The following is a 21,012-nucleotide window of genomic DNA, read 5'->3' as shown; positions in this document are numbered from 1 at the left end:
CCAATCCGACCGGCCGTATGTCCACCCGCCCGTCCACCGGCCGCCACTCCGTCCAGTATCCGCGAGCCCCAGGAGTCCCGATGCGCAAGATCACGCTGAGTCTGTCCGTATCCCTCGACGGTTACTTCGCGGGCCCGAACGGCGAGCTGGACTGGCACCTGGTCGACGACGAGGTGCACCGCTACTTCAACGAGCGCATCAAACCGATGGGCGGCTTCCTGCACGGGCGGGTCATGCACCAGCTGATGGTCGACTACTGGCCGACAGCCGACAAGGATCCTTCGGCTGCGGAGCCCGTGCGCGAGTTCGCGGCCATCTACCGGGACATGCCGAAGATCGTGTACTCGCGCACCCTGGAGCCGGGTCCCGCAGACTGGAACACGACCGTCGTACGGGAAGTCGTACCCGAGGAGGTCAGGGCGCTGAAGGAGCAGCCCGGCGGCGACCTCGGAGTCGGCGGCGCGGGGATCGCGGCGGAGTTCCGCCGGCTCGACCTGATCGACGAGTACCTGCTCTACGTCGTCCCGGTCATCCTGGGCCGCGGGCGTCCCCTCTTCCCGGAAGCGGACGTCACCACCCAGCTCCGCCTCGCCGAGACCCACACCTTCGGCAACGGCCTCGTACTGCTGCGCTACGAGCGAGTCGGCGCCTCCTGAGTCCTGAGTCAGTCCCCGTCGTAGCCCTCGTACACGTCGTCCGGAGGGCGTTCCGGGAAGCGGAGGAGGCGGGCCGGGGGCAGCGGGAAGTGCTCGCTGTCGGGGTGTTGGCGCCGATCGCCGTCGTCGGTACAGGAGTTGGGGCCGGACCCGGGAGGGGCTTCGGTGTGCGCGCCGGAGGACTGCGGCTGCGTCGCGCGAGCGTGCTCGTGCCAGCCGGCGCGGAACCAGTTCAGCTGCTGCCGTTGCAGTTCCTCCTCGGTGAGCACGCGGACGCCCTCCGGGCCGGCCGCCCGGAGCTTCTCGCCGAGCCCGATGAGCAGTTCGCCCACCAGCCTGGAGACGCGTTCCGCCTCGTCACCGCGACTGCCGCCGCCCGGATTCCCCATTCCGCACTCCCTCGACTCCCTCGCGTCAACCGCCCTCCGGCAGGAACTGCCTCGCCACCTTGGCGAACAGCTCCCGCAGTTCGGGCGGCACACCCATCCTGCGAGCCGCCTCCTCGGGGCTCAGCACCGCATGGCCGTCCCCGGCCGCCGGGTGCCCGCCGCCCGCGACGACCGGCAGGTCGTCCTCCGTCAGCCGCCCCGAGCGGATGAGCATCTCGCGGAGCGGGACGCCGAGTACGGCCGCGATACGCCGCATCGTCTCCAGGTCCGGCATGGACTGACGCTGCAACAGCCGGCTCACGGCGGCCCGGTGCACCCCGGCATCGTCGGCGAGCTTCGAACGACCGCCACCACGCGGGCTGTCGATGTCGTAGCCACGGTCGCGCAGCAACTCCTCGATCCAGCCGGCGAACTCGTCGAGCCCCTCGGCCCGGTATCTGCGATCTGTATGGGCATCGGCCCCTGAGCTGGAACGCATATGTCCGCTCTCCCCTCGTCGCGCGGACAACGTACCGACCGCCCTCGCACCAAGGTGTGTGCGCGCTCGCGCGTAACGGTGGAGATTCGGCAACGGCCGCCAGATCAGCGGCAGTTGGCGTACGGCTTGGAGCGTCACCATTGCGCCCGCCTCCACGGAGGGTAGTCACTTGCGTACGCGCTCGCATCATGCCAGTCTGTTCGCTCGCTCCCTGTTATCGAACACATGTTCCCACACTCGGAGCGAAGAAGAGCGGAGACGCGCGAAGAAGAGCGGAGAAGAGAGGAGCACCACGATGACCGATGCCACGCGCAGAACGACGCTTCGTACGGACCGGCTGCTGCGCGAGGACGCCGGAGCGGAGGCCGACCATGACGACGACTGAGGCCGACGAAGTCGCGCTGGAGCTGGAACGCCTGCGCCGCTCGGTCGACGTCGGCTTCGCCACCACCCGTGGCGACCTCGCCCTCCTCCTCCAGCGCGCCGACCAGACCGACAAGACCCTCGACGAACACGAGACCCGCCTCGAAGCCCTGGAACGCGCCCGCTGGCCCCTCCCGTCCCTGGCCGCCCTCACGTCCTGCATCGCCCTGGCGGTGACGCTCTGGCAGGCGGCGGGGCGGTGATCGACGACGTACGCTGTCCGAACTCACGTGCCCGCGGCAAAGGAAGCGCATGCCCGTCGAAACCCTCGCCCAGGACGACCTGTTCGGCGAACTGAGCGTCTGGCTGGACCCTGAGAAGGGCGAACTGGCCATCGGGGGAACGGCGGTTCCCGAGATCGTCCTGCGCCGTGTCGCCGGGACCAGGACCGAGGAGCACATCCCGATCGGCACCCGGAAGGGCGACCGGCTCACCCTGGACGTCGACGGCCAGGAGGCGGTCGTCAGGCCTGCGAAGGGACGGCTGACCCGGCGCTCGTACCGCATCGACGTCCGGCACGCGGGCCACGCCTACCGGCTGGTGCCCGACTCCGTCGCGGGCAGCCGGCTGCTGAAGGACAGGAAGCACATCGGGGACTTCACCTCGGAGGGCGACGGGCATGTCCTGGCCGAGTGGAAGGAGGGCGCCCGGGTGGAGGCCACTGACGCGGCTCTCGGGTATGCGCTCGCCGCCGCGTTCGGCACCGGCGCGCAACCCATGTGGATGCTCACGGTCGAAGCGATCGGCGACCTCATCCCCTGAGGGTGCCGCCCGGCACGAAGGCCCCCTTCGGAGTCGTACGCCTCCGGTGTCGTACGACATGAAGGGGCCCGGAGGATCGACGATCAACCTCCGGGCCCCTCAACGCTGTTGCGCTGTCCCTAGTCCGACTGCTGGCGCTTCGGCCGCCACACCACCAGTGCGCTCGTCTGCTGCACGTCCTGGTACGGGACCAGGTCGCGGCGGTACGAGGCGTGGACCGCGGCCTCTCGCTGCTGCATCGCCGCGGCGGCGCCTTCCAGGGCCGCCTGCAGTTCCGCTACGCGGGACTGGAGGGCGGCTACCTGGTTCTCCAGCTCGATGATGCGCTTGATGCCGGCCAGGTTGATGCCCTCGTCCTGCGACAACTGCTGGACCGTGCGCAGCAGTTCGATGTCGCGGGCCGAGTAACGCCGGCCCCGTCCGGCCGTGCGGTCGGGGGAGACCAGGCCGAGGCGGTCGTACTGGCGCAGGGTCTGGGGATGCAGACCGGAGAGCTGGGCCGCCACCGAGATGACGTACACCGGGGTTTCCTCGGTCAGCTCGTACGGGTTGCGTCGACGGCCATCCATGGTGTCCTCATGCTCCCTTCGCCGCCTGGAACAGCTCGGCCCGTGGATCCTCGCCCACGGTGGCCTCGCGGTACGCCTCGAGCGCGTCACGCGCCTTGCCCGTCACGTCCTTGGGGACCACGACCTCGACGGTGACCAGCAGGTCCCCGCGGGTGCCGTCCTTGCGGACCGCGCCCTTGCCGCGGGCGCGCATCGTCCGCCCGTTGGGCGTGCCCGGCGGCAGCTTCAGGGTGACCGGCGGCCCGCCCAGGGTCGGCACCCGGACCTCTCCGCCCAGCGCCGCCTCGGCGAACGTCACCGGCACCGTCACCGTGAGGTTGTCGCCCTTGCGGCCGAAGACCGGGTGGGCGCCCACGTGCACGATGACGTACAAGTCGCCCGCCGGACCGCCCCGTTCACCCGGCGCGCCCTTGCCGCGCAGCCGGATGCGCTGGCCGTCGCTGACGCCCGCGGGGATCCGGACCTGCATCGTGCGCGACGACTTGGCCCGGCCGCTGCCCTTGCAGATCTCGCAGGGGGTCTCCGCCAGCAGACCGCGGCCCTTGCAGTCGGGGCACGGATCGGTGAGCGAGAAACCGCCGCCCGAACCGCGCGCCACCTGTCCCGTGCCGACGCACGTCGAGCACACGCGCGGTGTGCCGTTCGCGTCGCCGGTGCCCGAACAGGCCTTGCAGGGCGACTGCGAGGACATCCGCAGCGGAACCGTCGCGCCCTCGATCGCCTCGGTGAAGCTGAGCGTGACCTCGGACTCGATGTCCTGGCCGCGCCTTGGCTGCGTACGCGTGCCGGTGCCCGTGGCGCCGCCCCGGTTGAACAGGCCCCCGAAGACGTCACCGAGGCCGCCGCCGAATCCGCCGCCGGCACCGCCCGCCCCGCCCTGGCCGGGTGCGCCTCCGAAGAGGTCGCCCAGGTCGAAGTTGAACGTGCCGCCGGCGCCCGCGCCGGGCCCCGGCCTGAAGCCGCCGTTGCCGAAGAGGGTGCGCGCCTCGTCGTACTCCTTGCGCTTCTTGGGGTCGCCGAGGATGTCGTTCGCCTCGGAGATCTCCTTGAAGCGCTCCTCCGCCTTGGCGTTCCCCTTGTTGGCGTCCGGGTGGTACTCCCGGGCCAGCTTGCGGTACGCCTTCTTGATCTCGGCCTCGGTGGCGTCCTTGGGGACGCCGAGGACCTTGTAGTAGTCCTTCTCGATGAAGTCCTTGGTGCTCATCCTCGACGTCCCTCCTTCCTTCTCACGCGCCGTACGGTCCGTACGTTCATTCGTACGCCCCGTACGCCGCCGACGTCAGCCCTCGTCCGGGCCACCGTTCTCCTTGTCGTCGGCGTCGGACGACGCCGACGCGTCGGTCTCGTCGCCCTTGACGGTCTGCGCGCCCGGCTGCGGCTCGGCCACCGCCACCCGCGCGGGGCGGATGGTGCGCTCGCCGAAGCGATACCCAGGCTGCAGAATCGCCACGCACGTCGTCTCCGTGACATCCGGCGCGTAACTGTGCATCAGGGCCTCGTGGATCGTCGGGTCGAAGGGCTCGCCCTCCTTGCCGAACTGCTGGAGGCCCAGCTTCGCCGCGACGGTCTCCAGCGACTCGGCCACCGACTTGAAGCCGCCGACCAGTTCGCCGTGATCCCGCGCGCGGCCGATGTCGTCGAGTACGGGCAGGAGCTCGGTCAGGAGGTTCGCGATGGCGACCTCCTTGACCGTGATCCGGTCGCGCTCGACGCGGCGGCGGTAGTTCTGGTACTCGGCCTGGAGCCGCTGGAGGTCCGCCGTGCGCTCACCGAGCGCCGTACGCACCTGGTCCAGCTGGGCCGTCAGGGCCGTTACCTGCTGCTGTGCTGCCGTCTGGGCTGCTGCCGCGTCCCCGGCCGGGGCCGCCCCCTCCTGAGGGGCGGCCTTCGGCTCCGCGTCATCAGAGGTGGCGCCGGAAGGGACGTCGGGCTGCTGAGGCTGAGCCTGCGGCGGCTGCTGCTCGTCGAAACCCGGGGTCTCCTCCGTCACGCGGCACCATCCTTCCGGTCCTCGTCGACGATCTCGGCGTCGACGACATCGTCGTCGGCCTTGGCCTGCGCGCCACCGTCGGCGGCACCCTCAGGACCGCCGGGACCGCCCGCGGCCTGCGCGCCCTGAGCGTCGGCGTACATGGCCTGGCCCACCTTCTGCGAGACCGCGGCGACCTTCTCGGTGGCCGTACGGATCTCGGCGGTGTCCTCGCCCTTGAGCGCGGTCTTCAGCTCCTCGACGGCGGTCTCGACCTCGGTCTTGACCTCGCCGGGGACCTTGTCCTCGTTGTCCTTGAGGAACTTCTCCGTCTGGTAGACGAGCTGCTCGCCCTGGTTGCGGGACTCGGCGGCCTCGCGGCGCTTGTGGTCCTCGTCCGCGTACTGCTCGGCCTCCTGGCGCATCCGGTCGACCTCGTCCTTCGGCAGCGAGGAGCCGCCGGTGACGGTCATCTTCTGCTCCTTGCCCGTGCCGAGGTCCTTCGCGGTCACGTGCATGATGCCGTTGGCGTCGATGTCGAAGGAGACCTCGATCTGCGGGACACCGCGCGGGGCCGGCGGCAGACCGGTCAGCTCGAACATCCCGAGCTTCTTGTTGTACGCCGCGATCTCGCGCTCGCCCTGGTAGACCTGGATCTGCACGGACGGCTGGTTGTCCTCGGCGGTGGTGAAGATCTCCGAGCGCTTGGTCGGGATCGTCGTGTTCCGCTCGATGAGCTTCGTCATGATCCCTCCCTTGGTCTCGATACCGAGGGACAGCGGGGTCACGTCGAGGAGCAGTACGTCCTTGACCTCGCCCTTGAGGACACCGGCCTGGAGCGCGGCGCCGATGGCGACGACCTCGTCCGGGTTCACACCCTTGTTGGCGTCCTGGCCGGCGGTCAGCTCCTTGACGAGCTCGGCGACGGCGGGCATACGGGTGGAGCCACCGACGAGAACGACGTGGTCGATCTCGCTGAGCTGAATGCCGGCGTCCTTGATGACGTTGTGGAACGGCGTCTTGCAGCGCTCCAGAAGGTCGGCCGTCAGCTGCTGGAACTGGGCGCGGGTGAGCTTCTCGTCCAGGTGCAGCGGGCCCTCGGCGGACGCCGTGATGTAGGGCAGGTTGATCGAGGTCTCCGTGGAGGACGACAGCTCGATCTTGGCCTTCTCCGCGGCCTCACGCAGGCGCTGGAGGGCCATCTTGTCCTTGCCCAGGTCCACGCCGTGACCGCTGGCGAACTGCTTCACCAGGTAGTCGACGACGCGCTGGTCCCAGTCGTCACCACCGAGGTGGTTGTCGCCGTTCGTGGCCTTCACCTCGACGACGCCGTCGCCGATCTCGAGCAGCGAGACGTCGAAGGTGCCGCCACCGAGGTCGAAGACGAGGATCGTCTGGTCGTCCTTGTCGAGGCCGTACGCCAGGGCGGCGGCCGTCGGCTCGTTGACGATCCGCAGGACGTTCAGGCCCGCGATCTCGCCGGCCTCCTTGGTGGCCTGCCGCTCCGAGTCGTTGAAGTACGCCGGGACGGTGATGACCGCGTCCGTGACCTTCTCACCCAGGTACGACTCCGCGTCCCGCTTCAGCTTCTGCAGGATGAAGGCGGAGATCTGCTGCGGGTTGAACGGCTTGTTGTCGAGCTCGATCTTCCAGTCCGTGCCCATGTGCCGCTTCACGGACCGGATGGTCCGGTCTACGTTGGTGACCGCCTGGCGCTTGGCGACCTCGCCGACGAGCACCTCACCGTTCTTGGCGAAGGCGACGACGGACGGCGTGGTCCTGGCGCCCTCGGCGTTGGTGATGACGGTGGGCTCACCGCCCTCCAGAACGCTGACGACGGAGTTAGTCGTGCCCAGGTCGATGCCGACCGCACGTGCCATGGTTTTTTCCTCCAGCTGACTTGAGTGGGACAGACTCAAGTGTGCACGACGCTGACCGCTGGGTCAAAAGGCCTGAGTCAGATGGGCTCAACTTTTATGTGAACCTTAGCTTCAGGGGCCGTTTTTCGCCTAAGGGGCGGGGAGTTGGGGTTCACGGGCGAGTGCGGGTTCGTCGTGGCCGGTCGCGCCCACGCGGCGGAGCCGCAAATTGACACAGCCCCGCGCCCCTGAAAAGCCTGCGGCTCCACTCACCCCCAGCCACGACGGACCCGCACTTGCCCTCCGGCGGGAGGGGTCGTGGGCCGGTGCGTCGCATGCCCGTCGCGTAGCTTCGGTCTCGGAGAACCCGCACCCTGTACCAACACCGGGCCGTATGCCCGCCCTGCGACGGGCTGACGCACCGGCCCGCGACCCCGACCCACCCACGCACCCCAGGGGCGCGGGGAACTGCGCGACCAGCCACGACGGACCGGCAGCCGACAACGAACCCACCCGCCCAACCCGAGCGGAGCGGTGAGGCAACCCTCAGTAGCGCAGATCACCGCGCCGCTGGCTACAGTGCGGCACATGATGCGGGTACTCTGAGAAGTACGTAAGTTACCGCTTAGTAATCTCGGGGACGGCCTCCGCGGACCTCCTCGACGAAACCCCTCGCAGGCCCGAGGAGCCCCAAATGCAACTCGCCGCGATCGTCGTGTCGCTGGTCCTGACCGTGATCGGCGTTGCTCTGCTCGCGCGTGCCGTCGGCCAGTTCGTCCGGCACTTCAAGCTCGGCCAGCCCGTTCCCGCCGGCAGCCGGACCGACAACCCCTGGGACCGCAGCGTGACGCTGGTCAAGGAGTTCCTCGGCCACACACGCATGAACCGATGGGGCATCGTCGGCTTCGCGCACTGGTTCGTCGCGGTCGGCTTCCTGACCCTCCCGCCCACCCTCGCGCAGGCGTACGGGCAGCTCTTCGAGGCCGACTGGACCCTCCCGGTCATCGGCGGCTTCCTGCCGTTCGAGATGTACATCGAGTTCATCGGCGTGATGACCGTCATCGGCATCGCCGTACTCATCGTCATCCGGCTGCTCAGCCTGCCCTCCCGGGCCGGCCGCAAGTCCCGGTTCACGGGCTCCAAGGCCTGGCAGGCGTACTTCGTCGAGTACGTCATCCTCACCATCGGCCTCGCGATCTACACGCTGCGCGGCCTGGAGGGCGCGATCCACCACGTGGAGCACTACGAGGCCGCGTACTTCGCCTCGTACCCACTGGTGCTCGCCTTCGAGGGGCTGAGCACCGGCACGCTCCAGAACCTGATCTACCTCACCGCGATGATCAAGGTCAGTGTGTCGCTGATCTGGATGATCACGGTCTCGGTGAACACCAACATGGGTGTCGCCTGGCACCGCTTCCTCGCCTTCCCCAACATCTGGTTCAAGCGCAACGCCGACGGCTCGACGGCCCTCGGCGCGCTGCAGCCGATGACCAGCGGCGGCAAGCCCATCGACTTCACCGACCCCGGTGACGACGACGTCTTCGGCGTCTCCCAGGTCGAGCAGTTCTCCTGGAAGGGCCTGCTGGACTTCTCCACCTGCACCGAGTGTGGACGCTGCCAGTCGCAGTGCCCCGCCTGGAACACCGGCAAGCCCCTCTCCCCCAAGCTGCTCATCATGTCGCTGCGCGACCACGCGCACGCCAAGGCCCCGTACCTGCTGGCCGGTGGCGGCAAGACCATGGAGGGCGAGGAGAAGGCGAGCGAGGAGCAGCTCAAGGACGTGCCCGCCGCCGCTCTCGCCGAGGCCGAGCGGCCCCTCATCGGCACCCTCGAAGAGAACGGCGTCATCGACCCCGACGTGCTGTGGTCCTGCACCACCTGCGGTGCCTGCGTCGAGCAGTGCCCCGTCGACATCGAGCACGTCGATCACATCGTCGACATGCGCCGCTACCAGGTGATGATCGAGTCCGCGTTCCCGAGCGAGGCGGGCACGATGCTCAAGAACCTGGAGAAGAAGGGCAACCCCTGGGGGCTCGCGAAGAAGCAGCGCCTGGAGTGGACCAAGGAGGTCGACTTCGAGGTGCCGGTGGTCGGCAAGGACATCGAGGACCTGTCCGAGGTCGAGTACCTGTACTGGGTCGGCTGCGCGGGCGCGCTGGAAGACCGCGCGAAGAAGACGACGAAGGCCTTCGCGGAACTCCTCCACATCGCGGGCGTCAAGTTCGCGATCATGGGCGGCGACGAGAAGTGCACGGGTGACTCGGCGCGGAGGCTCGGCAACGAGCCGCTGTTCCAGGAGCTCGGCATGGAGAACGTCTCCGCGCTGAACATGGCGTTCGGCGAGGAGATGGACGACGAGGGCAACTTCACCGCGGAGTCGAAGAAGCCGAAGTCCGCGAAGAAGATCGTCGCCACCTGCCCGCACTGCCTCAACACCCTGGGCAACGAGTACCCGCAGATCGGCGGCGACTACGAGGTCATCCACCACACCCAGCTGCTCCAGCACCTCATCGACGAGGGCAAGCTCATCCCCGTAACCCCCGTCGAGGGTCTGATCACGTACCACGACCCCTGCTACCTGGGCCGCCACAACAAGATCTACACGCCCCCGCGCGAGATCATCGGCAAGGTCCCGGGCCTCAGGAACGAGGAGATGCACCGCCACAAGGAGCGCGGCTTCTGCTGTGGCGCCGGTGGTGCGCGGATGTGGATGGAGGAGCGGATCGGCAAGCGCATCAACAACGAGCGTGTTGATGAGGCCCTGTCGCTGAACCCCGACATCGTCTCCACGGCCTGCCCGTTCTGCCTCGTCATGCTGACCGACTCGGTCAACGGCAAGAAGAACGATGGCAAGGCGAAGGAGTCCATCCAGGTCGTGGACGTGGCCCAGTTGCTGCTCGACTCGGTCAGGACACCGGTCGACGACGAGCCGCCGGCGGGCGAGACCGAGTCGGAGAGCGAGCCGGAGCCGCAGCCGGTGAAGTAGCGGTTCGGGTAACGGCAACCCGTCGGCAACAGGTACGGCTGGATAACGAAGCACCCCATGGCCCTGGTTCAAACCGGGGGCATGGGGTGTTGTCGTGGAATGAGAGCGACAAGGGGTTCCAGGCGTGCGGTTCTGGTCGCGTGCGCCGTCCTGCTGGGCGCCGCCGTCGCCGGCTGCGAGACGGTTGGCGAGGGCTCCGGGGGCGGCGGAAGCAGGGGTACGGGGCCGGGGGCGCCCTCCGCCCCCACGCCCCCGAACTCCACCTCCACCGGCTTCACGCTCGGCGCCCTCGCCCAGGGCCCCGACCGCCCCGCCGCCGGAAAGCCACAGGACCGCCCCCGCGAGGGCGACCTCAACGGCGACGGCTACGACGACGTGGCCCTCGCCCGCACCGGCGCCGTCTACGTCGTGTACGGCTCGGCGGACGGCCCCGACCCCCGCACCCGTACGACCCTCACCGTGGACGGCGGCCACCCGGGCCGCGACGCCGACAACATGCCCCGGCTGCACCGCGCCGACCTGGACGGCGACGGGTTCACCGATCTGCTGGTCACCGTGAACGACGGCAAGCAGTACGCGCTGTGGGGCGGGGCTCGCGGGCTCACGGGCATACGTCAACTCGCCATCAGCGGCGAGGCGTTGCGCGAACTCGGTCCCGCGGGCGGTGACTTCGGCAGCGTCGCCGACTTCGACGGGGACGGCAGCGGCGACGTCTTCCGCCTCGGCGGCCCCGACCGTTCCGCCGGGGTCGTCTTCCACGGCCCCTTCGACCGCCGTACGGGCAAACCGGCCCGCCAGGCCGAACTCACCGGACCGACCCCCGCCGACAGCGCGCCCTACCAGTCCACCTCCGAGGACTACGACGGCGACGGGCGCGCCGAGCTGACCGTGTGGTTCGAGTGGACCGACCCGGACAGCGAGGGCGACGGCGACCTGAGCGTCCGAGGGGTGCACCACTTCCGCGGTACGGCGCGTGGGCTCGTACGGGCGCAGGAGTCCGAGCAGGGCGAGGAGTTCGCGGGGCATCCCGGGGATGTGGACGGGGACGGCGACGACGAGCTGTACAAGGCGAGCTTCTTCGCCTACGACCAGAAGATCACGGTCAGCGTCAACTCCACGCCAGGAAAGGCGAGTTCCGCGTCGCCGGTCACCCTGACCGACCTCCCCGGTCTCAACTCCCGCTGCTGCGGCGGCACCGAGGGCCGAGCGGTCGGTGACGTAACGGGCGACGGACGCCCCGACCTCGTACTGAGCGCGCCCGCGATCAACAGCGCCCACGGGCTCGTCTTCCTGATCCCGGACCTCGCCCACGTCACCCCAGCCACCGAACCCCAGGCGGTCGACCTGGAATCCACAGGTGTGGACGGAGAGAACCGCGACCCCGGAGAGGGCGACAAGCAGTACATCCGCCACCGCCTGATCTCCAAGCCGCCTCTGCTCGACGTAAACGGCGACGGCCGCCTCGACGTGGTCGCCGCCTCCGGCAACCGGCATCCCCAGGACGGTTCCGCCACGCGCCGTACGACGGGGTTCTGGGTCTTTCCGGGCTCCCCGGAGGGCTTGGACACCAGCACCTCACGGCACATCACGGAGGATGACCTGGACCTTGGGTGAGCGATCCCGCGCGAGTTCCCGCACAGCTGCGGTCACGTGCGCGTTATTGCTGTGCGCCGTCGCCGACTTCGAGCTGAGCCGAGCTGTCCCATCAGCCTCATAAATTCCTTGAAGTCACGTACAACCCTTCGCCCCCTCCACGGGTCTCCTGATCGCCAACCGCCCGCAAAGCCGAGGAGAACTCCCGGCGAACACGGGCGGTACGCGCACCCCATTGACTGTGGACGCCCGCCAGGCGTCCCCGCATGCCGCAGGAGAATCCCGCATGCACAAGAAGCACCGGAGAATCGCCCTCGCGACGGCCGCCGCGGCCGCGTTGACGGGCGGTCTGCTCACATTCTTCTCGGCCGTGACGGCGACGGCCGGGGACTCGGTTCACCACCCCGTGGCGGACTTCAACGGCGACGACTTCGGCGACGTCGCGTACTCGGCCGGTTCGGCCACCGTCGGCGGCAAGAAGCAGGCCGGCCAGATCGTCGCCCTGTACGGCTCGGCGAGCGGCGTGACATCCACGAAGCGCGCCACCATCAGCCAGAACACCACGGGCGTGCCCGGCGCCGCCGAGACCGACGACGGGTTCGGCTGGGTCAGCGCGTACGGCGACTTCAACTCCGACGGCTACGACGACCTCGCCGTGTCCGCGTCCCAAGAGGACGTGGACGGCGACACCGACGGCGGCACGGTCCTCGTCATGTGGGGTTCGGCGGGCGGGCTGTCCGGCGGTACGACGATCAAGGACCCGGCGGTCTCCTCTCACGACCGCTGGGGCACGACGCTCGCCGCGGGCGACTTCGACGGCGACGGCACGGAGGACCTCGCGGTCGGCTCCTCGTCGAGCACGGTGCACGTCTTCAAGGGCGGCATCACCAAGTCGGGTACGTACGGCGGCCGTTACACCTTCAAGACGGACATCGCGTCCGGTGGCGAGGGGGGCCCGCTCGTGCTCACCGCGGGCGACGTCAACGGCGACAAGCGGACCGACCTGGTCGTCGACGGTTACGAGACCGACAGCGACATCGGCTACAACACCAACTTCTACGTGCCGGGCTCGGCCTCCGGCCTCGACGCCTCGTCCGCGCGGGAGCTGAAGCGCGGCATCATCACCGGTGTCGCCGACGTCAACGGCGACGGCTTCGGCGACATCGTCACCGGCCAGGAGTGGGACCCGGCCAACGACAGCAGCGAGCCGTCCGTGCCCGAGTCCTCCACCGGCGGCAAGGTCCACATCATCTACGGCTCCGCCGACGGCCCGGCCGCCGCCGTCGCCGTGACGCAGAACAGCGGCAACGTGCCCGGCTCCTCGGAGCGCGGCGACTGGTTCGGCAGCGAGCTGTCGCTCGGCGACATCAACGGCGACGGGTACGCGGACCTGGCGGCAGGCGCGCCCGGCGAGAACCTGAACGGCGTGGTGAACACCGGCGCGGTGACCGTTCTCTACGGCTCGGCGTCCGGCCTGAACACCGGCTCCGGGTACCAGTACTTCGCCCAGTCCACAGCCGGTGTGCCCGGCTCGGACGAGAAGGACGACTGGTTCGGCGGCGAGGTGAAGCTCACCGACGTCACGGCCGACGGCAAGGCGGACCTGACGGTCGGCGCGTACGGCGAGAACGCCGGTAACGGCTCGCTGGTCTACCTGCCCTCCAACGGCACGAAGATCACGACGACCGGCTCCCGCTCCCTGCCGACATCCTCGGTGGGTGTCTCGACGGACGCCCAGCCGTTGTTCGGCGCGAACGCGGCCAACTAGATATCGTCCAGACGCCGTGCCGGTCAGTACGCGTAGCGGCGCACGGTCTCCGGGTGGATGACGACACGGGACAGGTCGGCGGCCAGCATCGTGGCGAGGTCGCCGGCCCGGGTCCGGTCGTCGAGGTCCCAGTAGCGGGCGGCGAGGCGGGAGCACAGGTCGTGTGCTCCGTCGGCCTCCACCGTGGCGCGGCCGGCGACGGACACCCAGCGTTCGCGTTCATCGACCGGTGCCGCGACAACGATCGAGGCGCGGGGGTCGCGGCGCAGGCGCCGCACCTTCAGCGAGTCCGGCTCCGTGATCAACTGGATCGTCCCCTCCGCGGTGGCCTCGAACCACACGGGCCGTGGCTGTGGCGGCTGCGCTCCCCCGGCCACGGACAGGAACCCGTGCAGGGGGCGTCCGAGGAACTCGAGGTCCTCGGCGGTCAGCAGGCTGGTGGCGGTGCTCATCGTGGCCCTTTCAGAAGATGGTGAGGGGATGGTGACGGTGGAGGGTCATGGCCGCCAGGCTCCCGCCGCCGCGGCCCGCACGACGTAGTCCTCGAAGGTCCGGGGCGCGCGCCCCAGCACGGTGGCGACACCGTCCGTCGTTTCGGCGATCACCCCGCGCTCCATCAGCACGAACATCTCGGCGACGTGGTGGGCGTCGTCCTCGCCCCAACCCTCCTCGACCAGCGCCGCGATGTACTCGGCGGGGGAAACCTGCTTGTAGGTGATGGGCAGCCCGGACGCCCGGGAGATCAGCTCGACGGCCTCGGCGAAGGTCAGCGCGCGCGGCCCGGTCAGCTCGTAGATCCGCCCGGCGTGCCGACCGGGCTCGGCCAGCACCGCGGCCGCGGCATCGGCGACGTCGTCTATGTCGATGAACGGCTCGGGAACCGCACCGGCCGGGAGCGCCAGCCCGCCGGCGACCAGCGGGGCATGGAAGAGGTCCTCGTCGAAGTTCTGGTTGAAGTTCGACGCCCGCAGAACGGTCCACTCCAGCGCCGAGCCGCGCACGGCGTCCTCGGCCGAACGCATGTCAAGACCGAACGTGGAGTCGCCCCAGGTGTCGGCGCCGTGCCCGGAGAGCAGGACAAGGCGCCGCACTCCGGCGGCCTCGGCCCGCGCCACGAACTCGTGCACCGGGCCCGGCACGGGCGGGGGTACCACGTAGGCGGCGGTGATGCCCCGCAGGGCCGCATCCCAGCCGTCGGGGTCGGACCAGTCGAAGCGGGTCGGGCTCGATCGGGAGGCGGCACGCACCTGCGTGCCGCGCAGCCGCAACCGGGCGGCGACCCGTCGGCCGGTCTTGCCTGTGGCGCCGAGGATGAGGGTGGTGTCGTTGTTGCTGGCAGCGTTACTCATGGCAGCGATTCAACGGCATCCGCTCGGACGACTCCATGGGTGAGAAGCCGGATCGCCTTTGTCATCGTCCAACTCGGCGTCTAACCTCGGCAGGGTGGACGCGTTCGGTGACCTCTTCCGTGGGATGCGGGCCCAGGGCTCGTTGTTCGGCAGCTCGACCCTGTCCCCGCCCTGGGCGCTGCACTTCGTGGACGGCCCGCCGCTGACGTTGTGCACCGTCCTCGGCGGGGCGGGCTGGATCGTGCCGGAGCACCGCCCGCCCGAACAGCTCCGCGCCGGCGAGACGGTCATCGTGCGGGGCCCCGCACCGTTCACCTTCGTCGACGAGGTCGGCACCCGGGCCGAACCGGTCGCGTGCGGCGAGTTCTGCGCGACGCCCGAGCAGGGCGGGACCCGGCACCGGCTCGGCTGGAACGACACCAGCTGCGACTCCGGTGACGGCGCGACGACGCTGATCGTCGGCGCCTATCCGGTGCGCGGCGAGATCAGCCGCAGGCTGCTGGACGCGCTGCCCGTCGTGCTGCGCGTGGCTTCCGGCGGCGGGGCCGACGCCGTACTCGACCACCTCGCCGCCGAGGTCGCCGCCGACACCCCGGGCCAGCAGGTGGTCCTGGACCGGCTGCTGGACTGGCTGCTGGTCTGCGCGGTGCGCGAGTACTTCGACCGGCCCGGCGGCGAGCCGCCGGCCTGGTACGCCGCCCAGCGGGACCCGGTGGTCGGCGACGCGCTGCGCCTGCTGCACGCCGAGCCGGCGGCGCCCTGGACGGTCGCCGCGCTGGCCGACCGGACCGGGGTGTCGCGTTCCACCCTGGCGAAGCGGTTCGCCGACCTGGTCGGCGAACCGCCGCTGACCTACCTCACCCGCTGGCGCATCACGCTCGCGGCGGACCTGCTGACCGAGCGCGAGTCGGCGACCATCGCCGAGATCGCCCGCACCGTGGGCTACTCCGACGCGTTCGCATTCAGCGTGGCGTTCAAGCGGATCCGAGGCGTCAGCCCGAGCGAGTTCCGGCGCACCGGTACGGCCGGTTCGGGGGCGGTCTTGGCAGGCGCGACGATCTCGACCTGATTTACGCCCGTACGGCTAGGAATGGGCCGACGAGGCGTAGTCGTCGTGCAGGTGGCGTATGAGGGCGGCAAGTCCAGTACCACTGGTTGCTATTACGGTGCCGGGCTCGTCGCTTTCGCGGAGAAGGAGGGTGCCCTGGCGGGCGGCGAGTTCGACGCAGTCTGCGTCGTCATCACCGCCGGAGAACGACGACTTCTGCCACACGGGAACCTCGGACATGTTCGCGGCCTTTCAGATCTGCTGAGCCAGGCTGTGAATGAAGTTCCTCGACTCTACGACTCCCAGCGCCTGCTTCTGCACCTGCGCGAATCCCCGTCGATAGCGATCGAGCTGCGCCTCTGCATCCAGGTAGTTACCCCCGTGCGGAGTGTCCATTAGAACGGTGTCCAACTGCGGAACCGGGCCGCCGATGATTGTCGGCGCGTAGCCGATTCGGAAGCCGTCCATGTCGAACGGCACCACGCGCAGGGCGACTTGAGGACGCTCGGACTCCGCCAGGATGTGCAGCAACTGCCGCCGGGCAATACTGCGGTCGGCCCTCCGGATGCGCAGAGCCGCCTCGTGGATCACCACGTCATAGACGAGGTCATCCCGGTTCAGGACCTGCTGGCGCCGTAGCCGGAACTGCGTGCGCAGCTCGCGCTGATCCTCGGCCGTCCCCCAAGTTCCGTCGCTGAAAATCGCCCGCACATGCTCCTCGGTCTGCAGCAGACCGGGGATGAACACAATCTCGAACGTCCTCAAATGCCTTGTGTGGTACTCCAGTTCCGCGAGGTCGAGGAACCCCCGCGGCAGCTGGCCGCGGTACTCCTCCCACCAGCCGCGCACCCGCTCAGTCGCCATGACTGCCAGGGCATCGACGAGTGGGGTTTCCGCGTCGCCGTAGGACCCGGCCAGGAACCGTACGCGCTCCGCGCTCACACCCACGCGGCCCGCCTCCACGTTGGACAGCTTGCCCTCATTGATCCCCGTCGCACGGGCCGCCTCCCGAAGGCCCAGCCCCGCCCGCTCCCGCAGCTTGCGCAGCTCCTTGCCCAGGCGCTCCTGCCGCACGGTGATGACGCTCCTCGCAACCATCTGCCCCTCCTCTTCCGCAAGTTGAGGACACGATATTCCGGGACGAGCTTGACCCAGGTCAAGTTAGCCCCCTACCTTCAGTGACGCGCCGCACACGCTGCGGAACGCCGGGACCCCGGAAGCGCACCGCACCGCCATGCCATGGCGGGCGCGACAAAGACACCGCCCGACACCGCCGCGCCTCACCCTCACCCACTGCAGCCCCACCCACCCTGGGAGACACGTATGCCTAAACCTTGGGAGTACACCCTCTACGTCCCCAACGACCCCCGAGCCGTCCGAATCGGCCGCCGCACCCTCCGCGACATCCTCACCACCCACGACCTCCCCTCCCTCATCGACCCGGCGGAACTCCTCGCCTCCGAACTCCTCTCCAACGCCATCCGGCACACCGAAGGACCCGCCGCCCTCAAGATCAGACAGTCGGGCCCCTCGTTCCGCCTGGGCGCCTGGGACACGGATCCGACGCCTCCGGCGACCACGCCCAACCCGAGCACGTCGGGCCACGGCCTGCGCATCGTCGACGCGTACGCCGACGACTGGGGCTGGTTCAAAGTCAACGGCTCCGGCGGCAAGTACGTCTGGTGTGAAATGGGCACGAAGACGTGAGGCGGGGCGAGCGGGGTTCACGGAGGCCGGAATTTCTGACTCGCTGGGCTGTCTGATGCTGCTGGCCGCGGGGTTCCTCGACAGTCCGTCCCCGGACACGGTTGCCGACCGGATCAGCCGTGCCCTTGCCCGATCCGGGTTCACCAGGGAACAGGGGCGGCGCCTGGCGAAGGCTCCGCGCCTCTCGGAGGGGCTGCGTCAGGCGCTGCTCGCGGGGCTGGACAGGATGCCCGCTCGCTCGCGGACTCGTGCGGTGCCGGATCAGCGGGATGCTGCCTGATCAGGCGTCAGCCTCCCGCGGCTGAGGGCGTGTGGCGAGTCCCGTTCAGCACGGAGTCGAGCAGGCCAGGGAACAGCGCGTCCAGATCGTTGCGGCGCAGCCGCACCAGTCGGGACCGGCCCTTGACGGTGGTCCAGGTGACGCCCGCCTCGCGCAGCACCCGGTAGTGGTGGGACAGCGTCGTCTGGTGAACGTCCAGGTCGCCGCCGATGGCGTTGCAGCTCTCCTCACCGGTCACGGCGAGCCGTTGGACGATCTCCAGCCGCACCGGATCGGCCAGCGCACGCAGCACCTCCACCATCCGGATCGCCTCGGTCGCCGGCTGGGAGACCTCACGCATCGCTGCTTCCCTCCGTCCGTGACAGGACAGCAGCCTATCCACTCATTGATACATGGACAAGCATCCATGCATTACTTACAGTGCCGATCACCTACCTCCGCAGTGCTCCGGAAAGGCGGCACGATCCATGCTGAAACGACTCCTCCCCCTGGCCCTGGCGACGTTTGCCGTCGGCACCGACGGCTACGTCATCGCGGGCCTGCTCCCCGCCATCGCGGCCGACCTGGAGGTCTCCACCCCGGCAGCCGGCCAACTGGTGACGGTCTTCGCCTTGACGCTGGCCTTGTCCGCGCCGGTCATGGGGGCCCTCACCAGCAGCCTGGACAGGCGGTCGGCGCTGCTGACCGCCTTGGCCGTGTTCGTGATCGGCAACGCCGTCACCGCCTTAGGCACCAGTTACGAGGTGGTGTTGGCCGCCCGCATCGTCACCGCCATGGGAGCGGGCATCATCACCGCCGCCGCCTCCAGCACCGCGGCGGCCATCGCACCCCCGGAACGCCGCGGCCGGGCCCTCGCCTTCGTACTGGGCGGCCTCACGCTGGCGACCGCGCTAGGACTGCCGCTCGGCACGCTGATCGGCCGCACCGACTGGCACATCACCCTGTGGGCCGTCGCCGGGATCGGCCTGCTGGCGGCCGTCGGCATCGCCGCCGGCCTCCCCAGGGTGACGCTCCCCGCCGCATCACTGCCCGACCGCCTGCGTCCGCTCAAGCAGAGTCGCGTGCTGGCGCTGCTGGCGGTCACCTCCCTCGCTTTCCTCGGCGCCTACACCCTTTACACCTACATCGGCCCGACCCTGCGGGACGCCACCGGCGGCAACGAGTCACTGCTGACCCTGGTCCTGCTGGCCTGGGGCTTAGGCACCCTGGCCGGGAACATCACCGCCGGTCGCCTGGTTGATCGCCACGACTCCGCCCGCGTCCTCACCGGCACCCTCGCCTTCGCGACTCTCGCCCTGGCGCTGACCCCGCTGGCGACCCGCGCCCTCGCGCCCACCCTGGTCTGGGCGGCGGTCTGGGGCGTGAGTGTCGGCGTGATCGTCGTCCCGCAGCAGCACCGGCTCATCGCCCTCAGCCCTGCCGCCGCGCCAGTCCTGCTCGGTCTCAACTCCTCCGCGCTCTACATCGGCGTCGCCCTCGGCGGCGGTTTCGGCGGGCTGGCGCAGGAGTGGTTCGGGCTTGTCCCGGCCGAACTTGGGCTGGTGGCCGCTGGTGTCACCGCTCTCACCTTCGTATGGCACCTGGGAACCACGCGTCGCCCCGCCACACCCGCCCCCACGTCACCGACGCCGACCTCGGCCACTCCGGAAGAGTCCAAGGCGTGACCCGTCCCGCCTCGCCGTGTGCACAGCCCCGCGCGCAGTCACCCGTGCTGCTTCAGCGGGAGGCGTAACCATCACCCGGAGTGGGCGGCGCCCCTGCCCGCAGACTCAGGCGCTGATCCGCAAAGTGAAGGGCTCAGCCACATCAGGTTGGCCAGTCTGCCCAGACTGGCCAACCATCCTGAAAAGTGGCCAACCAACGTGACCCGTCTCAATCACGCTCGAAGTCTTCGCCACCGGCCAGTTCCCAATCTGGGAACCGGCCGTGACCACCCGTACCGACGAGGTCGGCGTACGGAGGTTCACCGGGAATCTCCTGTGACTGTGCGCCGTAGGTGGCGGATGAGCGCTCTACTTGGCGGAACTGACTTGTGCTGTTCCTCGTGCTCATTGATCTCTGTCAGAAGCCGGGCCCGAGCGCCACCGGGCCGGGCTGCGTAGCCTTCGTTACAAGAAGAGGGAGAAGAGGGAAAGGAGTTCCGCATGACGCCGAAGCAGCCCAGGACCGAGCTCGACGCCCGCTACAGCTCCGCGCTCAACCCGCGCCCGGGCGCGGAGGACGTCACCGCCACCGACTGGGCCGAGGCCCAGCGCCGGCTGCGGGCCTCCGAGGTCTTCTGGATCACCACGGTCCGGCCGGACGGCCGGCTGCACGTCACGCCGCTGATCGCCGCCTGGCACGACGGGGCGCTGCACTTCAGCACCGGGCCGGGCGAGCAGAAGGCGAAGAACCTGGCCGGCAATGCCCACTGCGCACTCACCACAGGGCACAACTCACTCTCCGAGGGCCTCGACATCGTGATCGAGGGCACGGCGGAGCGGGTGACGGATCCGGCGCGGCAGGACGAGGTCATCGCCGCGTTCGAGGCGCAGTACGGGGACCACATCACCTCGCCGGAGGGGATCTTCTACGGCTTCGGCGACAGCATCCGCAAGGGCAACGACCTGCTGTTCGCGGTGGCACCCGGCACGGCGTACGGCTTCGGGCACGACGGCCAGGTGTTCAGCCACACCCGCTACACCTTCTAGCGGGCCTGCGCACAAGGAAGCCGCCGGCCGCCAGGGGGAAGGCGTGCCGGGGGCTGCCTGTGAGGGGCGGGGCACAAGCCCCGCCCGGGGTTACGCCGCGGACTCGAAGCCCGTATCGCGGGCGAGCTTCTTCAGCTCGACCAGCGCGTGCTTCTCGATCTGGCGGATGCGCTCGCGCGTCAGGCTGTGCTGCTTGCCGACCTCCGTGAGCGTGCGCGAAAGGGTCTGAAGAGGTGGTTCCTTTTCAGGCCCTTTACGCTGCGCGTCCCGCCGACTACAACACTCAGTTCCGCCAAGTAGAGCGCTCATCCGCCACCTACGGCGCACAGTCACCTCTCCACACCTCTACGCGGGATCCTCACCTGGCGGCGGCTGCGTTTCGGCAGGTGCACCGGTAGGCCGTGGGCGAGGTGCCTGCGAGGCAGGCCCTTTTCCCACGACCCCCGGTCCGAACCGGACGTGCCCGTTTCCAGGCATCCGGCTCTC

Annotated in this window: 21 protein-coding genes and 1 pseudogene; 10 read left to right on the top strand and 12 right to left on the bottom strand. The window is 69.5% G+C overall.

Annotation, left to right across the window (positions count from 1 at the left end):
• Positions 1–80: 80 nt before the first annotated feature.
• Positions 81–656 (top strand): dihydrofolate reductase family protein, encoded by a 576-nt coding sequence (locus OP79_RS22085; RefSeq protein ID WP_033322078.1) that lies wholly within the window; start codon positions 81–83, stop codon positions 654–656.
• Between the two features lie 8 nt (positions 657–664).
• Here OP79_RS22085 and OP79_RS22080 read toward each other — a convergent pair whose 3' ends face one another.
• Both OP79_RS22080 and OP79_RS22075 read right to left on the bottom strand, forming a co-directional pair.
• Positions 665–1,045, bottom strand: coding sequence for a hypothetical protein (locus tag OP79_RS22080; RefSeq protein ID WP_033322077.1), 381 nt, complete (start codon positions 1,043–1,045; stop codon positions 665–667).
• A gap of 25 nt (positions 1,046–1,070) precedes the next feature.
• Positions 1,071–1,523: a helix-turn-helix domain-containing protein gene (locus OP79_RS22075; RefSeq protein ID WP_051744808.1), complete on the bottom strand. Its 453-nt coding sequence runs from the start codon at positions 1,521–1,523 to the stop codon at positions 1,071–1,073.
• Between the two features lie 371 nt (positions 1,524–1,894).
• Here OP79_RS22075 and OP79_RS22070 point away from each other — a divergent pair, with 371 nt between their 5' ends.
• Together OP79_RS22070 and OP79_RS22065 are read left to right on the top strand one after the other, a co-directional pair.
• Complete coding sequence (locus tag OP79_RS22070) at positions 1,895–2,149, top strand: hypothetical protein (RefSeq protein ID WP_033322076.1); 255 nt, start codon at positions 1,895–1,897, stop codon at positions 2,147–2,149.
• Between the two features lie 49 nt (positions 2,150–2,198).
• Positions 2,199–2,708 carry a hypothetical protein gene (locus tag OP79_RS22065; RefSeq protein ID WP_033322074.1) on the top strand — a complete coding sequence of 170 codons (510 nt, stop codon included), beginning with the start codon at positions 2,199–2,201 and terminating at the stop codon, positions 2,706–2,708.
• Between the two features lie 119 nt (positions 2,709–2,827).
• On the opposite strand, the gene OP79_RS22060 is transcribed toward OP79_RS22065, so the two are convergent.
• The 4 genes from OP79_RS22060 to dnaK all read right to left on the bottom strand — a co-directional run bounded on the left by OP79_RS22060 (position 2,828) and on the right by dnaK (position 7,126).
• Positions 2,828–3,277 carry a heat shock protein transcriptional repressor HspR gene (locus OP79_RS22060; RefSeq protein WP_033322073.1) on the bottom strand — a complete coding sequence of 150 codons (450 nt, stop codon included), beginning with the start codon at positions 3,275–3,277 and terminating at the stop codon, positions 2,828–2,830.
• Between the two features lie 7 nt (positions 3,278–3,284).
• Entirely contained in the window at positions 3,285–4,481 is a 1,197-nt protein-coding gene (gene dnaJ, locus OP79_RS22055) for a molecular chaperone DnaJ (protein ID WP_033322072.1), read from the bottom strand.
• Positions 4,482–4,556: 75 nt separating this feature from the next.
• Positions 4,557–5,267 carry a nucleotide exchange factor GrpE gene (gene grpE / locus OP79_RS22050; RefSeq protein WP_033322071.1) on the bottom strand — a complete coding sequence of 237 codons (711 nt, stop codon included), beginning with the start codon at positions 5,265–5,267 and terminating at the stop codon, positions 4,557–4,559.
• The gene (dnaK, locus tag OP79_RS22045; protein ID WP_033322070.1) at positions 5,264–7,126 is read right to left on the bottom strand and encodes a molecular chaperone DnaK; all 1,863 of its coding nucleotides are present in this window, start codon (positions 7,124–7,126) and stop codon (positions 5,264–5,266) included. Before dnaK ends, grpE begins: the two co-directional genes overlap by 4 nt.
• 673 nt (positions 7,127–7,799) lie before the next feature.
• Here dnaK and OP79_RS22040 point away from each other — a divergent pair.
• The 3 genes from OP79_RS22040 to OP79_RS22030 all read left to right on the top strand — a co-directional run bounded on the left by OP79_RS22040 (position 7,800) and on the right by OP79_RS22030 (position 13,452).
• Entirely contained in the window at positions 7,800–10,091 is a 2,292-nt protein-coding gene (locus OP79_RS22040; protein ID WP_033322069.1) for a (Fe-S)-binding protein, read from the top strand.
• Positions 10,092–10,190: 99 nt separating this feature from the next.
• Complete coding sequence (locus OP79_RS22035; protein WP_033322067.1) at positions 10,191–11,705, top strand: FG-GAP repeat domain-containing protein; 1,515 nt, start codon at positions 10,191–10,193, stop codon at positions 11,703–11,705.
• Positions 11,706–11,970: 265 nt separating this feature from the next.
• On the top strand, positions 11,971–13,452 hold the full coding sequence (locus OP79_RS22030) for a VCBS repeat-containing protein (protein ID WP_033322065.1): 1,482 nt from the start codon (positions 11,971–11,973) through the stop codon (positions 13,450–13,452).
• Positions 13,453–13,475: 23 nt separating this feature from the next.
• On the opposite strand, the gene OP79_RS22025 is transcribed toward OP79_RS22030, so the two are convergent.
• A complete protein-coding gene (locus OP79_RS22025; RefSeq protein ID WP_033322064.1) occupies positions 13,476–13,904 on the bottom strand; it encodes a pyridoxamine 5'-phosphate oxidase family protein in 429 nt (142 codons plus the stop codon).
• Between the two features lie 45 nt (positions 13,905–13,949).
• Positions 13,950–14,801, bottom strand: coding sequence for an NmrA family NAD(P)-binding protein (locus OP79_RS22020; protein WP_033322062.1), 852 nt, complete (start codon positions 14,799–14,801; stop codon positions 13,950–13,952).
• Between the two features lie 94 nt (positions 14,802–14,895).
• Between OP79_RS22020 and OP79_RS22015 the strand changes: the two genes are divergently transcribed.
• A complete protein-coding gene (locus OP79_RS22015; RefSeq protein WP_033322061.1) occupies positions 14,896–15,870 on the top strand; it encodes an AraC family transcriptional regulator in 975 nt (324 codons plus the stop codon).
• A 15-nt stretch (positions 15,871–15,885) separates the two neighbouring features.
• On the opposite strand, the gene OP79_RS22010 is transcribed toward OP79_RS22015, so the two are convergent.
• On the bottom strand, positions 15,886–16,089 hold the full coding sequence (locus OP79_RS22010; protein WP_033322059.1) for a DUF397 domain-containing protein: 204 nt from the start codon (positions 16,087–16,089) through the stop codon (positions 15,886–15,888).
• Positions 16,090–16,101: 12 nt separating this feature from the next.
• On the bottom strand, positions 16,102–16,923 hold the full coding sequence (locus OP79_RS22005; protein ID WP_342669541.1) for a helix-turn-helix domain-containing protein: 822 nt from the start codon (positions 16,921–16,923) through the stop codon (positions 16,102–16,104).
• Positions 16,924–17,172: 249 nt separating this feature from the next.
• Between OP79_RS22005 and OP79_RS22000 the strand changes: the two genes are divergently transcribed.
• Positions 17,173–17,556, top strand: a complete 384-nt coding sequence (locus OP79_RS22000; protein ID WP_033322056.1) for an ATP-binding protein — start codon at positions 17,173–17,175, stop codon at positions 17,554–17,556.
• Positions 17,557–17,843: 287 nt separating this feature from the next.
• Here the strand turns inward: OP79_RS22000 and OP79_RS21990 are convergent, their stop codons facing one another.
• Positions 17,844–18,176: an ArsR/SmtB family transcription factor gene (locus OP79_RS21990; protein ID WP_033322053.1), complete on the bottom strand. Its 333-nt coding sequence runs from the start codon at positions 18,174–18,176 to the stop codon at positions 17,844–17,846.
• Between the two features lie 127 nt (positions 18,177–18,303).
• On the opposite strand from OP79_RS21990, the gene OP79_RS21985 reads away from it, so the two are divergent.
• Positions 18,304–19,500, top strand: a complete 1,197-nt coding sequence (locus OP79_RS21985) for an MFS transporter (protein ID WP_033322052.1) — start codon at positions 18,304–18,306, stop codon at positions 19,498–19,500.
• Between the two features lie 480 nt (positions 19,501–19,980).
• Entirely contained in the window at positions 19,981–20,526 is a 546-nt protein-coding gene (locus tag OP79_RS21980; protein WP_033322050.1) for a pyridoxamine 5'-phosphate oxidase family protein, read from the top strand.
• 90 nt (positions 20,527–20,616) lie between these two features.
• Here the strand turns inward: OP79_RS21980 and OP79_RS51955 are convergent.
• Positions 20,617–20,742 (bottom strand): annotated as a pseudogene (locus tag OP79_RS51955) (sigma factor-like helix-turn-helix DNA-binding protein); the annotation flags it as partial.
• Positions 20,743–21,012: the final 270 nt, after the last annotated feature.

The organism is Streptomyces yerevanensis (assembly GCF_000716805.1).
In the GTDB taxonomy this organism is placed as follows: Bacteria; Actinomycetota; Actinomycetes; order Streptomycetales; family Streptomycetaceae; genus Streptomyces; species Streptomyces flaveus.
This window is presented reverse-complemented; position numbering and strand designations above follow the sequence as displayed.